Origin of the sequence: Kitasatospora sp. NPDC051705 (genome assembly GCF_044453265.1) — a bacterium.
Lineage (GTDB): Bacteria > Actinomycetota > Actinomycetes > Streptomycetales > Streptomycetaceae > Kitasatospora.
This window is the reverse complement of sequence record NZ_JBITCO010000013.1, coordinates 35,284-50,891: the sequence shown is the minus strand read 5'-3', so window position 1 is coordinate 50,891 and position 15,608 is coordinate 35,284. Positions and strand designations below refer to the sequence as shown.

The window sequence follows — 15,608 nt, the reverse complement described above, 5'->3', positions numbered from 1 at the left end:
GGTGGTGCGCTCGGCGGTGTGACGGGCGGTGGCGGGGCGGGTGCTCCGCCGCCACGGTGCGACGGGTCGGCGGCCGCGTGCCGGTAGGCCCGTCGGCGTACCCCGGCTACGGCATCCACCCTGGCCAGGGGCATATGCCGGGCTGAGGCCGGACGGGGCTCCGGGAGGGGGCGCACGGGAGCACACCCCGGGCGCGTTGCACGCCCCCGGTGACCGTGCGCGCCCGTCGACCCCGGAACCCGGCCGTCACGGCGCACTGTCCGTGACCGCGCCCCCGCCCGGTGCCGCACGACCCCTCCCTGCCCTCGGATCGGGCCCGGTGCGTCTGTCTGATGCTCACACCGACTGGGCATCACATCGTCGGACCGTGTCCCGGCACCCCGCTGCCTGCGTCGGCCGGAGCCCCGGGACCAGGGAGGGAGCACGCCCGTGCCCACGTACGACTTCACCCGCCGCGCCCGCCGTCCGTCCGACCCGGACGTCGTCGTGGTCGGCGCCGGACTCGCGGGCCTGGCCGCCGCCCGCGCACTCACCGGCCACGGCCTCACCGTCCAGGTCCTCGAGGCCACGGACCGGATCGGGGGCCGGATGGCCACCCGCGAGCTCGACGGATTCCGGCTCGACGACGGCGGCCACCTGCTGAACACCGCGTTCCCCGAACCACGCCGCGTGCTCGACCTCGACCGGCTCGACCTGCGCCCGCTCGCGCCCGGCGTACTCGTGCACAGCGGCGGCCGCCGCCACCGCACCGGGGACCCCCAGCTCACCACCGCCCGGCAGGCCGCCACCCGGGCCCCGCTCGGCACCACGCTCGACAAGGCCCGGCTCGGCAGCTGGCTCGGCCGGCTCGCCGCCACCCCCGCCGGCAGGCTCCAGGCCCGCCCGGAGACCACCACCGCCCGCGCGCTGACCGGCCACGGGCTCGCCCCGCGCACCGTCGACGGTTTCCTGCGGCCACTGCTCAGCGCCCTGCTCAGCGACCCGGCCCTCGGCACCAGCAGCCGGATCGCCGACCTGGTGCTGCGCTCCTACGCGCGCGGCCGGCTCTGTCTGCCCGCCGACGGGATCGCGGCCGTGCCGGCCCAGCTGGCCGCCGCCCTGCCCGCCGGCACCGTGCGCACCGGGGTGCAGGTCACCTCGGTCACCGCCGACGGCGTGGAGACCCTCACCCACGGGCGGATCGGCGCCCAGGCCGTCGTGCTCGCCACCGACGCGCGGTCCGCCGCCGACCTGCTGCCCGGGCTGCGGCTGCCGGACTTCCACCCCGTCACGACCTTCTACCACGCGGCCGACCGCGCCCCGCTGAGCGAGGCCGTCCTGCTGCTCGACGGCGACCGGCCCGCCGGGCAGCCGCCGCTGGTCTCGCACTCGCTGGTGCTCAGCGAGCTGCACCCCTCGTACGCCCCGGCCGGGCAGGCGCTCATCGCCACCACCGTGCTCGGCCGGCGGTCCTTCGACGCGGGCGGCCCGGCCGGGCTGGAACCGGCGGTCCGGGCCCGGCTCGCGGAGCTGTACGGCACCCCGACGACGGGCTGGCAGTTCCTGAGCGTGCGGCACGTCCCGGACGCCGTGCCCGCGATGCCGCCGCCGCACAACCCCCGGCGCCCGGTGCGGGTGCTGGCCGGCCTCTACGTCGCCGGGGACCACCGGGACACCAGTAGCGTGCAGGGGGCACTGGTGTCCGGCCGGCGGGCAGCGCAGGCGGTGCTGCGCGACCTCGGCGTGCCGGCCTCCGCCCGGGAGGCCGCGGCGGCCTGACGGCCCCGGGGCCGCCCCGCGGACGGGGTTCGACGACGGACCGGGGCCCGGCCGGGCCGGTGGTCCGGGCCGGCGACGGGATCGGCTCCGCCGAGCTGCGCGGCGGCCCGCCGGAACGGGCGGCGCCGCGTGGCCGACCCCGCCGCCCCGGGCCTCAGATCACCCCCGCCTGGCGGGCCGTCTCCTCGAAGGCACGGGCCACCGGGCTGCCCCGGTAGGGGGTGAGGCGGCGGTGGAAGTCCCTGACGTACTCCAGCGAGCGGGCCGAGCGCATCTCCCCCGCCGCCCGCAGCGCGTCGGTGGCCATCGTGCAGGCCTCGTCGAGGTCCCCCATGCCGAGCCGGGCGGTGGCCAGCACCAGCCGGCAGAAGATGCGGCTGCGCGCGTAGGCGGGCGAGCGCAGCCGCAGCGACTTCTCGGCGTGCTGCGCCGAGGTGCGCCACTGCTGCAGGTCGCGGTAGCAATGGGCGAACTCGTCGGAGAGCTGTGCCTCGTCGAAGTACCGTGCCCAAGAAGGGAGTTCGTCGCCGGGGCGGGCCGCGGCCAGGGCCCGTTCGGAGCGCACCAGGGCGGTGGTGCAGGCCCTGACGTCACCCAGCAGGCCGTGCCCGCGCGCCTCGGCGGCGTGCATCAGCGACTGCACCACCGGCGGCACCGCCGTGCCCACGCCCTGCTGGGCGACCCGGGCCAGCTGGACGGCCTCCCGGCCGTGGCCCAGGTGGACGGCCTGCTGGCTCATCGTCACCAGGACGTACCCGCCGAGCGCGCGGTCCCCGGCCGCCTGCGAGAGTCGCAGCGCCTGCACGAAGTAGCGCTGGGCGAGGCCGTGCGCGGCGATGTCGAAGGACGTCCAGCCGGCCAGCCTGGTGAGGTCGGCGACCGCGCCGAACAGCGCCCGGCCGATCTGCTCGCCGTAGCGGCCGCGCAGCATCGGCTCGGCCTCGCTCTCCAGGTAGCGCACCAGCGCCTGCCGGGCGTGCCCGCCGCCGTAGGCGTGGTCGAGCGCGCGGAAGAGGTCGCCGACGGCGCGGATCGCGGCGATGTCGCCGCGGCCGACCCGCAGCGCGGGGCGGGACTCGCGGGCCGGGTCGTGGTACGGCGGCTCGACGGCGGCCGGCGGGCGTCGGCTCTGGGTGGGGACCCGGCCGACGGCGGGCACGGCGGCGGTGCCGGTGGTGCCGGCGGTCGGGCGTGCGCCCGGGCCCTGGGCGCGCGCCGGGCCCGCGGCGGACGCACCGGGCGGGCCCTGGGCGGCCGTGCCCGTGGGGGGCGGTCCGGTGGCGGCGTCGGGGCGGGCCAGCGTGGAGCCGTCCCGGGCGACCCGCTCGTCGGTGCGCCCGATCAGCCAGTCCCGGCTGGGGACGACCAGGCCGGCCGGGGTGAAGGCGATCCGGCGCAGCTCGGACTGCGGGCCGTTGTCCTTGCGCCACATGCTCGCCACGATGTCCACCGCCTCCTGCGGGGTCTCGGCGAACTCCAGGCCCGCGTACACCGGGGCGCAGGCGTCCAGGCCGAGGTCCTGGGCGGTGAGGCGGCGGCCGAGGCGGCGGGTGAAGACCTCGGCGATCAGGGCCGGGGTCGCGCCGCGCGGCTGCTGGCCGCGCAGCCAGCGGGTGACGGACGTCTTGTCGTAGCGCAGGTCGAGACCGTGCTCCAGGCCGAGCTGGTCGACCCGGCGGGCCAGACCGGCGTGCGAGAAGCCGGCCTCCTCGATCAGCGCGGCGAGCTGGCCGTTCTGCGGGGCCGGACCGGAGTGACCGGTGTGCCCGCCGGAGGGCGCCGGGGCCGGCCCGGCGCCTTCGTGCCGGTCGGCTGCGTGCCGGTCGCCTTCGTGCCGGTCGGGTGCGGCCTGCGCGGGCAGCCGCGGGTCGCCCGCGGTCGGGTCGTCGGCCGTCAGAGGGTCGGCCGTGAGGGTATCGGCGGTCCGGGTGTCGGCGGTCAGGGTGTCGGGGGCGTCCGGAAGGGCCCGGCCGACCGGACCTCGGTGCTGGCCGAGCGGGTCGAGCGGTCCGTACGCCGGGCGGTCGGTAGCAGGCCGTTGGGGCATGTCAGTCAACACCTCTCGGACGTCGCACCTGGCTCCACCAGCGCTTCGGCTGCCTGGGGCGGCGCCCCCTGTCGGGAATCGGCGTGAATGTAGCGAGCATTCGGGCGCTATGGGTGGATCTGACCGAGCAATCCTCCGAACGGGTGAAGCAACCGCGCCCATTGTGGGGAAGCGGGGGCAGGATGTGTTTGGCGTTCCGCGGTCGAACCGTCGATCGGCCGTCATGGCGGTGAGCACCACTGTCGTTCGACGGGCTGTGGCGGTCCACCACATGGGAGCCGGGGCCCCGGATTCCTACCGTTCTCGGCCATGGACACCACTTCAGCCCGCCCGCTCGACGGCCGGACGGCCCTGGTCACCGGGGCCGCCTCGGGCATCGGCCGGGCCTGCGCCGAGGCCTTCGCCGGGGCCGGCGCCCGGGTCTACGTCGTCGATCTCGCGGCCGGCCCGGCCCGGGAGCTCGCGGAGCGGATCGGCGGCCTGGCCGTCGTCGCGGACCTCGCCGACCCGCAGGCCGTGGAGGCCCTGCCGGACGACGCGGACATCGTGGTCAACAACGCCGGCCTCCAACACGTCGCCCCCGTGCACGAGTTCCCGCCCGACCGCTTCACCCTCATGCAACGCGTGATGGTGGAGGCCCCGTTCCGCATCCTGCGCCGCACCCTCCCGCACATGTACGGGCAGGGGTGGGGCCGGGTCGTCAACATCTCCTCCGTCCACGGCCTGCGCGCCAGCGCCTTCAAGTCCGCCTACGTCACGGCGAAGCACGCCCTGGAGGGCCTGAGCAAGACCGTCGCCCTGGAGGGCGCCCCGCACGGCGTCACCAGCAACTGCGTCAACCCCGGCTACGTCCGGACCCCCCTGGTGGAGAAGCAGATCGCCGGCCAGGCGCTCGCCCACGGAATCGGCGAGGACGAGGTCGTCGAACGGATCATGCTCGAGCGCACCGCCGTCAAGCGCCTGATCGAGCCCGCCGAGGTCGCCCAGCTCGCGCTCTGGCTCTGCACGCCCTCCGCCGCCTACGTCACCGGCACCAGCCTGCCCATCGACGGCGGCTGGACGGCGCACTGACCCCTCGCCACCCGTGGCCGCCCGCCCCGTCCCGACCACCGGGACTGTGTGGGTGGCCCACATCGTCCCGACGGTCGGCGCTCCCTACCTTGTGGCGACACCGTCCCCCCGTCCCGGAAGTGGTGACCATGACCTCCCCCGCACCCGCTCCAGCAGCGAGCCGTTCACTCCCCCGAGTGGTGGCCGCGAGCCTGATCGGCACGACCATCGAGTGGTACGACTACTTCCTCTACGGCACGGCCGCCGCGCTGGTGTTCAACAAGCTCTTCTTCCCCAACAGCGACCCGCTGACCGGGACCCTGCTCTCCTTCCTCACCTACGCGATCGGGTTCGCGGCCCGACCGGTCGGGGCCCTGGTGTTCGGCCACTTCGGCGACCGGGTGGGCCGCAAGAAGCTGCTGGTGCTGAGCCTGCTGCTGATGGGCGGGTCGACCACCCTGATCGGGGCGCTGCCCACCTACGACTCCATCGGGGCGGCGGCCCCCGTGCTGCTCACCGCGTTGCGCCTGGTGCAGGGCTTCGCGCTCGGCGGGGAGTGGGGCGGCGCGGTGCTGCTGGTGTCGGAGCACGGGGACCAGCGGCGGCGCGGGTTCTGGGCGTCCTGGCCGCAGGGCGGCGCGCCGGCCGGGAACCTGCTGGCGGCGGGGGTGCTGTCGCTGCTGACCTCGGTGCTGCCGGACGACGCCTTCCTGTCCTGGGGCTGGCGGGTGCCCTTCCTGCTGTCGGCGGTACTGGTCGGGGTCGGGCTCTGGATCCGCCTCGCGGTGGACGAGTCCCCGCTGTTCCGGCAGGCGCTGGCCGCGGCCGAGCAGCGGCGCAAGAGCGAGGCCGAGGCCGAGCAGCCGCCGCTGGTGGCGGTGCTGCGCCACCACTGGCGGGAGGTGCTGGTGGCGATGGGCGCCCGGATGGCGGAGAACATCTCGTACTACGTCATGACCACGTTCGTGCTGGCGTACGCGGTGACCCACGCGCACTTCGCGAAGCAGACCGCCCTGAACGCGGTACTGATCGGATCGGCGGTCCAGTTCGCCCTGATCCCGCTGTTCGGCGCGCTGTCCGACCGGGTCGGCCGCAGACCGGTCTACCTGGTGGGCGCGGTCGGCGTCGGCGTCTGGGCGTTCGTCTTCTTCGGGCTGGTGGACACCCGGTCCTTCGGACAACTGGTGGTCGCCGTGACGGTGGGGCTGGTCTTCCACAGCGCGATGTACGCGCCGCAGGCCGCCTTCTTCTCCGAGATGTTCGCGACCCGGATGCGCTACTCGGGCGCCTCGATCGGCGCCCAGTTCGCCTCGGTGGCGGCCGGCGCACCCGCGCCGCTGATCGCGACCGCGCTGCTCAAGGACTACGGCAACGCCACCCCGATCGCGGTGTACGTGGCCGTCGCGGCGGCGGTCACCGTCCTGGCGGTGCTCTGCGGACGGGAGACCCGGGGCCGGGACCTCACCGGGGTGGAGCCGGCCGCGGGGGCCGGGGCCGCCGACACCACCGCGATCGGAACGCCCGCCACCACCTGACGGCGCGACGGACGGCGGCTCGGCCCGGCGGCCGAGCCGCTACGATCGCGCTTCCGTCCCAAGGGCACGCGACCCACTGCCGATTGGCGGCACGCACGATGAACGACCCCCTCGACCCCGGACCCGTCGCGGACCGCACGGCGAACGGCACCGCGGACAGCTCCGCGAACAGCTCCGCGGACCGCACCGCGAACGGCTCCGTCCAGGACGGCCCGGACGGCTCCCCCGCCGTCCCGACCCCCCGGGCCGCCCCGGACGACCCCGCGGCCGCCGCGCCCGCGCTGCGCCGGCTGCTGGACCTGCTCGCCTCGGGCGCCGCCACCGAGGACTTCGCCGACGTGCTCGCCGACGCCCGCCGCCGGGGAGCGCCCGCCGATGTGCTCGCCGAGCTCGACGACGCCACCTGGCAGGCCCTCCGCGTGCACCGCACCCTGCGCCAGCACCGCCGCCGGGAAGCCGAGTTGACCGCCCTGTTCGACACCGCGGGCGACCTCGCCGCCTCCCGCGACCTGGACGCCGTGCTGCAGGCGATCGTCCGCCGGGCGCGGATGCTGCTCGGCACCGACACCGCGTACCTGACCCTGCCGGACGAGGCCGCCGGCGACACCTACATGCGGGTCACGGACGGCTCGGTCTCCGTCCTCTTCCAGACCCTGCGGCTCAGCCTCGGCGACGGGCTCGGCGGACTCGTCGCGCAGACCGCCCGCCCGTACGCGACCCCCGACTACCGCACCGACGAGCGGTTCCACCACACCGGCACCATCGACGCCGGCGTCCTGGACGAGGGCCTGGTGGCGATCATCGGGGTGCCGCTGCTGCTCGGCGGGCGGGTCATCGGGGTGCTCTTCGCCGCCGACCGCTCGCCGCGCGCCTTCTCCCCCGACGAGGTGGCGCTGCTCTGCACGCTCGCCGCGCACGCCGCGATCGCCCTGGACACCGCCAAGGCCCTGGCCGACACCCGGGCCGCGCTCGCCGAACTGAACAGCGCCAACGAGCTGGTCCGGGCGCACTCGGCCGCCGTCCAGCGCGCCGAGCAGGCGCACGACCGGCTCACCGACCTCGTGCTGCGCGGCGCAGAGGTGCCCGACGTGGCTGCCGCCGTCGCCGCGCTGCTGGGCGGGGAGATAGCCGTCCTGGACGCCGAGGGGGAGTCGCTCGCCGGGCGGTCCGCACCCGCCGCCGAGCTGGCCGGGGCGGTCGCCGCGTCCCGGGCCGAAGGCCGCTCCGTCCGGCACGGCGACCACTGGGTGTGCGCCGTCCTCGCCGGGCACGACACGCTCGGCACCCTGGTGCTGCGCGGCCGGCCGGACCTCGACGACGCCGACCGGCGGCTGTTCGAGCGGGCCGGCGTGGTGACGGCGCTGCTCCTGCTGCTGCGCCGCTCGGTGGCCGAGACCGAGAACCGGATCCGCGGCGAACTGCTCACCGACCTGCTGACCGCCCCCGACCGCGACCCGGCCGGGCTCACCGCCCGCGGGCGCCGGCTCGGCGTCGACCTGGCCCGTCCGCACCTCGTCCTGGTCGCCGAACCGGCCGGCCCCACCGGGCCCCCCGACCGCGGCCGGCTGGTCGGCGCGGCCCGGCGCCACCTGTTCGGCACCCGCGGCGTCAGCGCCGAGCACGGCGAGGCCGTCGTCCTGCTGCTGCCCGAGGCGGGCGACCCGGAGGAGGCCGCGCGGCAGGCCGCCGAGCGGCTGGCCCGACTGGCCGGTTTCCCTGTCACCGTCGGCGCCGGCCGCCCCGCCGCCGGCCCGCCCGCACTGGCCGCCGCGTACGCCGAGGGGCTGCGCTGCGTGCGGGCCCTGCGGGTGCTCGGCCGCGCCGGGGAGGGCGCCTCGGCCCGCGCACTGGGCTTCCTCGGAGTGCTGCTCGGCGGCGGGCACGACGTGGACGGCTTCGTCGGCACCACGCTCGGCCCGCTGCTGGCCTACGACGCCCGGCGCGGCACCGAACTCGTCCGCACCCTGCGCGCGTACTTCGACTGCGGCGGCAGCCTCACCCGGGCCAAGGACGAGCTGCACGTCCACGTGAACACCGTCGTCCAGCGGCTGGACCGGGTCGAGGCGCTGCTCGGCCGGGACTGGAACCAGCCCGAGCGCTCCCTCGAACTCCAGCTGGCGCTGCGGCTGCAGCTGCTCTCCGGCGACTAACCGGCCTGCTCCGGACAGGGCCGCGCCGCCCCCGGAGGGGCGCCGGGGAGCTCCGATCGGGTGGCTGGACGGTCCGTCCGGGCGTGGGCGTACAGTGGCGAGGTTGGTCTCGAACGCCTGGCAAGGAGCAGTCGTGAGCGAGCGGAGCGAGCGGTCGATCGGGAGTTGCGCGTCCCGCGGAGCGACCGCCCAGCGCAGCGAGGTGGGCGCGTGAGCGAGAACGTGCGGTTCGTCCGGATGGGCATCGGCGAGGGCGCCGTCGCCTACCAGGAGGCCTGGGAGGAGCAGCAGCGCCTGCACGCGCTGCGGGTCGCGGACGAGATCCCCGACACCGTGCTGCTGCTGGAGCACCAGCCCGTCTACACGATGGGCAAGCGCACCAACCCCGCCGACCTGCCGCTGGACGGCACCCCGGTGGTCGAGGTCAACCGGGGCGGCGAGATCACCTGGCACGGCCCCGGCCAGCTGGTCGGCTACCCCATCGTCAAGCTGCCCGACCCGATCGACGTGGTCGCGTACGTCCGGCGGCTGGAGGAGGCGCTGATCCGCGCCTGCGGCGAGTTCGGCGTCGGGACCACCCGGGTCGAGGGCCGCAGCGGGGTCTGGGTGCTGGGCGATTCCATCCCGGACGCCGTCGTCGACCCGGCCCAGGTCGTCGACATCGGCAAGCTGACCCTGCGGATGGGCCTGCCGCTGGGCATCGACCCGCGGCTCGCCGGCCCCGAGTACGCGCCCTCCAACGCCGGCCAGCGCGGCGACGACCGCAAGCTCGCCGCGATCGGCGTCCGGGTCGCCCGCGGGGTGACGATGCACGGCTTCGCGCTCAACTGCGACCCGGACATGACCTGGTTCGACCGCATCGTGCCGTGCGGCATCCGGGACGCCGGGGTCGCCTCGCTCGCCGGGGAGCTGCGCCGCGACTTCACCGTCGGTGAGGCCCTGCCGGTGGTCGAGCGGCACCTGGCGGACGTGTTCGCCGAGCTGCCCGAGCCCGCGCTCAGCCGCTGAGGCCCCCGCCCCCGGGTACCCTCCCTGGGGCCGCCCCGGCGGGAACCCCCGGGAATCTACCGGCCGGTAGCTCTGTTGCCCTGCGATTGCAGGGCGGTAGGCCCGGCGAAGGCCGTACAACCACAGGCGTACCCTGGGGGTACCCCGTCTAGTTCTAGGAGTCGCACGTGTCCGCTGTCGCGCCCGACGGCAGGAAGCTGCTCCGCCTGGAGGTCCGCAACAGCGAGACCCCCATCGAGCGGAAGCCCGAGTGGATCAAGACCCGCGCGAAGATGGGCCCGGAGTACAACGCCCTCCAGTCGCTGGTGAAGAAGGAGGGGCTGCACACGGTCTGCCAGGAGGCCGGCTGCCCCAACATCTTCGAGTGCTGGGAGGACCGCGAGGCGACCTTCCTCATCGGCGGCGACCAGTGCACCCGCCGCTGCGACTTCTGTCAGATCGACACCGGCAAGCCCGCCGAGTTCGACCGTGACGAGCCCCGCCGGGTCGCCGAGTCGATCGTCACGATGGACCTCAACTACGCCACCATCACCGGCGTCGCCCGCGACGACCTCGCCGACGGCGGCGCGTGGCTGTACGCCGAGACCGTCCGCCAGGTGCACGCGATGACCGCCGAGCGCCAGGGCGGCCGCACCGGCGTCGAGCTGCTGATCCCCGACTTCAACGCCGTCCCCGAGCAGCTGGCCGAGGTCTTCTCCTCCCGCCCCGAGGTGCTCGCGCACAACGTCGAGACCGTCCCGCGGATCTTCAAGCGGATCCGCCCGGCGTTCCGCTACGAGCGCTCGCTGGACGTCATCACCCAGGCCCGCGCGGCCGGGCTGGTCACCAAGTCCAACCTGATCCTCGGGATGGGCGAGACCCGCGAGGAGGTCAGCCAGGCGCTGGCCGACCTCGTCGGCGCCGGCTGCGAGCTGATCACCATCACCCAGTACCTGCGCCCCTCGCTGCGCCACCACCCGGTCGAGCGCTGGGTCAAGCCGCACGAGTTCGTCGAGCTGCAGCAGGAGGCCGAGGAGCTCGGCTTCGCCGGCGTCATGTCGGGCCCGCTGGTGCGCTCCTCGTACCGGGCCGGCCGGCTCTACCGGCAGGCGCTGGAGCGGCGCGAGCAGGCCGCGGTCTGACCCGGCGCCACCGCGCCACCCGCACCCCGCGAAAGGGCGGAGCTCCGGCTCCGCCCTTTCGGCTTCACCGTGCTTTGACTGGCTGGTCACGGGCTGGTAACACGGGGTGGTGACGATGGAACTCGTCGCGATCGTTCGATTCTTCTCAGCCACCAGGGAGCTGTTCGGCATGCGGATGCGGATCCGGTCGGTGGGTGTCGCCCTGCGGCTCGCCGAGAACGTCCTGCTGGCGGGCGGCCAGCGGCAGGCCCGGCGCAACGCCTGGGCGGCGGTCTGCGAGAACCGCCGGTACGCGGCGGACCGCCGGCACGACGCCGGAGCCGTCGGCGCCAAGACGGCCCCGTAGCGCCTGCGGGGCCCGACCGCGCCGGACCCGACCGCGGGGCCGACCGCGCGGCGCTGGAGCGGTCCCGGCCCCGGACCCGGCGGGCCCGAGCGCCCCGGAGTCCCGCGGTCGCAGGACGTCACCGCCCCCGGGCACAGCCGTCGCCGTACGCAGTCGGGTACCCGCACACGGGTCACGGTTGGGGGCGAACGGGTACCCGGGCTTGGATATCCCGTACCCGTGCCACGTACCATGAGCGTTATGGCGAGGGAAACATCCGAGAACCCCGGGCGACTGAAGCAGATCCGCCTGGCGTACACCATGACCAAGAAGGTCGACACCAAGATCGGCCTGATCATCGCCGGCGTCGGCCTGCTGACCTTCGGCGTGTTCCTCGCCATCGGCTTCGCAATCGACCACCCCGTCTACCTGGGGATCCTGGGCTTCATCGTGGCCTTCCTGGCCATGGCGATCGTCTTCGGGCGCCGGGCCGAGCGCGCGGCGTTCGGACAGATGGAGGGGCAGCCGGGCGCCGTCGCGGCGGTGCTGAACAACATCCGGCGCGGGTGGAGCTCCAACTCCACCCCGGTGGCGGTGACCCGCAACCAGGACGCGGTCTACCGCGCCGTGGGCCGGGCGGGCATCGCGCTGATCGGCGAGGGCAACCCGAACCGGGTGCGCCAGCTGCTGGCCTCCGAGAAGAAGAAGATGGCCCGTGTCGTCGGCGACGTGCCGGTGCACGACATCGTGGTGGGCAACGGAGAGGGTGAGATCCCGCTCAAGAAGCTGCAGATCCACCTGATGCGCCTGCCCCGCGCCATCACCGCCGCCCAGGTCACCGAGACCAACGACCGGCTGCGCGCGCTGGGCGACCTGCTCTCCAAGGCGCCCATCCCCAAGGGCCCGATGCCCAAGGGTGCCCGGATGCCCAAGGGCGGCCAGGTCCGCTGACCCCTCCCCACCACGAACGCGAACGGCCCCGCCGCGGAGACTCCGCAGCGGGGCCGTTCGCTTGCCGTGGTGCGCTGGCCGTGGTGCGCTGGCCACCGACCGCGGCCCGTCGGCCGTCCGGCGTGCTGACGAGCCGGCCGCCCGGATCCGGACCTCCGGATCGGAGCCCCTGGATCCGCACCTCTGGATCCGGACCTCTAGATCCGGACCTCGACCGTGCCGACGGCCTTGTCGTGCAGGCCCCGGGTGTCGCGGTCCCAGACCAGCGGCGGCACCACCAGGCACAGCAGCAGGGTGCGCAGCAGGACCTGCGGGATGGTGGCGCGGCCGCCGTCGAGGCGGACCACCCGGAGGCCGAAGAGCCGCTTGCCGACGGTCGTGCCGGTGGTGGCGAGCAGCACCGACGCGACCAGGAAGTAGAGCGGGCTGGTCCACAGGTTCGCGTGGCCTGCGCTGCCCTTGCCGATCAGCCCGTAGGCGATCAGGGCGACGAGCCAGCCGTCGACGAACAGGGCGCCGATCCGGCGGCCGGGGCCGGCGAGCGAGCCGGAGCCCTCCTTGGGCAGTCCGAGACGCTCGCCGCGGTGGCCGAAGTCGGCGCCCATCTTCTCGGCGGCCGCCTTCGGGCCGTCGATCCACGATCCCAACGCTTCTCTGGTGTCCACGAATCCACACTAACCGGGCGGTCGGCCCGGACCGCCACCGGCTCCCCCGAACGCCACGAGCGGGTGAATCGTGTCGCCGGGGCTTTCCAAGTGGTCCAGACCACTTGCGGAGGGGCGCCCCTGACCGGGAGGCGTTTTGCCCCGTCCCGTACGTCTTTGCCGCCCGCGCGAGGGCCGTGGTTAACATTTACGAAACGGCCGGGTCACCGGCCGGAAACGGGCCATTCCTAGGGTGAGCCCCATTCGCACGCCGAGGAGGATGTATGTTCAACAACGCCGCCGAAGTGAAGCAGTTCATCCAGGACAACGATGTGAAGTTCGTCGATGTCCGTTTCTGCGATCTGCCGGGCGTCATGCAGCACTTCTCCGTACCTGCGGCGACCTTCGACCCGTCCGAGACCCTGATGTTCGACGGCTCGTCGATCCGCGGCTTCCAGGCCATCCACGAGTCCGACATGGCCCTGGTCGCGGACCTCGCCACGGCCCGCCTCGACCCGTTCCGGGCCGAGAAGCACCTCAACATCAACTTCTTCATCCAGGACCCGGTCACCGGCGAGGCCTACAGCCGCGACCCCCGCAACGTCGCCAAGAAGGCGGAGGCCTACCTCGCCTCCTCCGGCATCGCCGACACCGCGTTCTTCGGGCCCGAGGCCGAGTTCTACGTCTTCGACTCGGTCCGCTTCGACACCAGCGCCAACGCGTCCTTCTACCACATCGACTCGGAGGCCGGCGCCTGGAACAGCGGCGCCGCCGAGGGCGACGTCCGCGGCTACAAGGTCAAGTACAAGGGCGGGTACTTCCCCATCCCGCCGGTGGACCACTTCGCCGACCTGCGCGCCGAGATGTCCCTGGAGCTGGCCAAGTCCGGCCTGGAGGTCGAGCGGCAGCACCACGAGGTCGGCACGGCCGGCCAGGCCGAGATCAACTACAAGTTCAACACCCTGCTGCACGCCGCCGACGACCTGATGCTGTTCAAGTACATCATCAAGAACGTCGCCTGGCGCAACGGCAAGACCGCCACCTTCATGCCGAAGCCGATCTTCGGCGACAACGGCTCGGGCATGCACGTCCACCAGTCGCTGTGGAGCGAGGGCTCGCCGCTCTTCTACGACGAGCAGGGCTACGCCGGCCTCTCCGACATGGCCCGCTACTACATCGGCGGCCTGCTCCGGCACGCCCCCTCCCTGCTGGCCTTCACCAACCCGTCGGTGAACTCCTACCACCGCCTGGTGCCCGGCTTCGAGGCACCGGTCAACCTGGTGTACTCCCAGCGCAACCGCTCCGCCGCGATCCGCATCCCGATCACCGGCTCCAACGCCAAGGCCAAGCGCATCGAGTTCCGCGCGCCCGACCCGGCCTCCAACCCCTACCTGGCCTTCTCCGCCATGCTGATGGCCGGCCTCGACGGCATCCGCAACAAGATCGAGCCGCTGGAGCCCGTCGACAAGGACCTCTACGAGCTGGCCCCGGAGGAGCACGCCAACGTCCCGCAGGTGCCCTCCTCGCTCCCGGCCGTCCTCGAGGCCCTGGAAGCCGACCACGAGTACCTCCTCGCCGGCAACGTCTTCACCCCGGACCTGATCGAGACCTGGATCGACTTCAAGCGCACCAACGAGATCGCCCCGATCGCCCTCCGCCCCCACCCCCACGAGTTCGAGCTCTACTACGACCTGTAGGACGGGTCGCGGCCGATCCACTGGTCAGGACCGGTGGGTCGGTTCGGACGGTCGGACCACTCGGGCCCCGTCGTGCTCCTTCGGGAGGGCGGCGGGGCCCGGTGCGTGGGTGGGGGTCACGGGGCGTCGGGGGTGAGGGCGAGGACGGCGAGGTCGTCGGCGAGGAGGCCGGCGTACTCGTGGACGTCCTGGGCCAGGAAGGACACCAGCCGGTCGGGCGAGGTCGTCCCGAGGGCGGCCAGCCGCGGGGCCAGCGGGTAGAAGGTGCCGGTGGCGTCCCGGGCCTCGCTGACGCCGTCGGTGTACAACAGCACCGTGCGGCCCGGGGGAAGGGCGACGGCGGTCGGCTTGCCGCGCTCCTCGGCGGGGCCGAGGTGGCCGAGGCCGAGCGGGAGCTCGTCGGCGCAGGACACCGGGGTGATGGTGCCGTCGCCGAGCAGCAGCGGGGTGGTGTGGCCCCGGTTGACGATCTCCACGCAGTCGGAGCCCGGCCGGTACTGCAGCAGGACGGCGGTCACGAAGAGCTCGTCGTCGCCGCGGTCGGCGGCGTCGCGCAGCACGGCCCGGTCCAGCTGTCGGCGAGGTCGACCAGCTCCGGGGTGTCGTGCGCGGTGGCCCGGAAGGCGCCGAGCACGTCGGCCACCGTCCGGACCGCGCCGAGACCCTTGCCGCGGACGTCGCCGAGCAGCACCCGGACGCCGAAGCGGGTGTCGCACACCTCGTACAGGTCCCCGCCGACCAGCACCTCGGCCTGGGCCGGGCGGTAGAGGCCGGCCACCCGCAGGCCGCCGGCCCGGTCCGGCACCGGGCGCAGCACCGTGCGCTGCAGGGTCTCGGCGACCGTCCGGGCCTGCAGCAGGTTGCGGTTCTGCCGGGTGCGCTGCCACGCGAGGGCGGTGCCCATCACCCCGGAGAGCAGGGTGGCGATGTAGACCCAGACGTGGTGCTGCTCGTTGATGTGGCCCGCGCGCAGGGCGAGGACGAGTTGCAGGGCCAGCGAGCCGACGGTGGTGGCGGCGGTCAGCACCGGGCCGTAGCTGAACGCCGCGACCACCGGCAGGGCGGTCAGCAGGAAGCCGGCGGCCACCGCGTCCGGGACGACCGCCTCGGCGGTCAGGTCGAGCAGGAGCAGCAGCACCGGCAGCCAGGGCACCCAGCGCGGCACCCTGGGTTCCACGGCCACCGGGTGCGGTGGGCGGGGCGCTGTGGGCACGGCGGGGACCTCCTGAACGAATGTCCCGGATTGACCGGGTTCGCCCCTCCATGCTCTCCCACGGACGGCCCTGCCACGAACGGTCGAACGTCCCGGATCCCGACGGACT

General features: G+C 74.3%; 13 protein-coding genes. 9 read left to right on the top strand and 4 right to left on the bottom strand.

Translation table 11 applies throughout. The features are described 5' to 3' along the window. Positions 1–429 precede the first annotated feature (429 nt). Positions 430–1,758: an NAD(P)/FAD-dependent oxidoreductase gene (locus tag ACIA8Q_RS18395; protein ID WP_360207546.1), complete on the top strand. Its 1,329-nt coding sequence runs from the start codon at positions 430–432 to the stop codon at positions 1,756–1,758. 154 nt (positions 1,759–1,912) lie between these two features. On the opposite strand, the gene ACIA8Q_RS18390 is transcribed toward ACIA8Q_RS18395, so the two are convergent. Further along, on the bottom strand, positions 1,913–3,805 hold the full coding sequence (locus ACIA8Q_RS18390) for a regulator (protein WP_360207549.1): 1,893 nt from the start codon (positions 3,803–3,805) through the stop codon (positions 1,913–1,915). Between the two features lie 309 nt (positions 3,806–4,114). On the opposite strand from ACIA8Q_RS18390, the gene ACIA8Q_RS18385 reads away from it, so the two are divergent. From ACIA8Q_RS18385 to ACIA8Q_RS18355, 7 genes are all read left to right on the top strand, one after another. Continuing rightward, a complete protein-coding gene (locus tag ACIA8Q_RS18385) occupies positions 4,115–4,876 on the top strand; it encodes a 3-hydroxybutyrate dehydrogenase (RefSeq protein WP_360207552.1) in 762 nt (253 codons plus the stop codon). A gap of 128 nt (positions 4,877–5,004) precedes the next feature. Next, positions 5,005–6,390 (top strand): MFS transporter, encoded by a 1,386-nt coding sequence (locus tag ACIA8Q_RS18380; RefSeq protein WP_360207555.1) that lies wholly within the window; start codon positions 5,005–5,007, stop codon positions 6,388–6,390. A 98-nt stretch (positions 6,391–6,488) separates the two neighbouring features. Then, positions 6,489–8,540 carry a GAF domain-containing protein gene (locus tag ACIA8Q_RS18375; protein ID WP_360207557.1) on the top strand — a complete coding sequence of 684 codons (2,052 nt, stop codon included), beginning with the start codon at positions 6,489–6,491 and terminating at the stop codon, positions 8,538–8,540. Positions 8,541–8,777: 237 nt separating this feature from the next. After that, positions 8,778–9,548, top strand: a complete 771-nt coding sequence (gene lipB, locus ACIA8Q_RS18370; protein WP_387898668.1) for a lipoyl(octanoyl) transferase LipB — start codon at positions 8,778–8,780, stop codon at positions 9,546–9,548. 167 nt (positions 9,549–9,715) lie between these two features. Next, positions 9,716–10,669, top strand: coding sequence for a lipoyl synthase (locus ACIA8Q_RS18365; RefSeq protein ID WP_360207562.1), 954 nt, complete (start codon positions 9,716–9,718; stop codon positions 10,667–10,669). Between the two features lie 109 nt (positions 10,670–10,778). Beyond that, positions 10,779–11,015: a hypothetical protein gene (locus tag ACIA8Q_RS18360; RefSeq protein ID WP_396317451.1), complete on the top strand. Its 237-nt coding sequence runs from the start codon at positions 10,779–10,781 to the stop codon at positions 11,013–11,015. Positions 11,016–11,246: 231 nt separating this feature from the next. Further along, positions 11,247–11,945: a DUF4191 domain-containing protein gene (locus tag ACIA8Q_RS18355; RefSeq protein WP_387898663.1), complete on the top strand. Its 699-nt coding sequence runs from the start codon at positions 11,247–11,249 to the stop codon at positions 11,943–11,945. 197 nt (positions 11,946–12,142) lie between these two features. Here ACIA8Q_RS18355 and ACIA8Q_RS18350 read toward each other — a convergent pair whose 3' ends face one another. Next, on the bottom strand, positions 12,143–12,610 hold the full coding sequence (locus ACIA8Q_RS18350) for an RDD family protein (RefSeq protein WP_360207567.1): 468 nt from the start codon (positions 12,608–12,610) through the stop codon (positions 12,143–12,145). A 263-nt stretch (positions 12,611–12,873) separates the two neighbouring features. On the opposite strand from ACIA8Q_RS18350, the gene glnA reads away from it, so the two are divergent. Then, the gene (gene glnA / locus ACIA8Q_RS18345; RefSeq protein ID WP_360207570.1) at positions 12,874–14,286 is read left to right on the top strand and encodes a type I glutamate--ammonia ligase; all 1,413 of its coding nucleotides are present in this window, start codon (positions 12,874–12,876) and stop codon (positions 14,284–14,286) included. A 116-nt stretch (positions 14,287–14,402) separates the two neighbouring features. Here glnA and ACIA8Q_RS18340 read toward each other — a convergent pair whose 3' ends face one another. Both ACIA8Q_RS18340 and ACIA8Q_RS18335 read right to left on the bottom strand, forming a co-directional pair. Further along, a complete protein-coding gene (locus tag ACIA8Q_RS18340; RefSeq protein WP_396317450.1) occupies positions 14,403–14,846 on the bottom strand; it encodes a PP2C family protein-serine/threonine phosphatase in 444 nt (147 codons plus the stop codon). Beyond that, complete coding sequence (locus ACIA8Q_RS18335; protein ID WP_396317449.1) at positions 14,801–15,499, bottom strand: PP2C family protein-serine/threonine phosphatase; 699 nt, start codon at positions 15,497–15,499, stop codon at positions 14,801–14,803. The genes ACIA8Q_RS18340 and ACIA8Q_RS18335 overlap by 46 nt, the downstream gene beginning before the upstream one ends. Positions 15,500–15,608 lie beyond the last annotated feature (109 nt).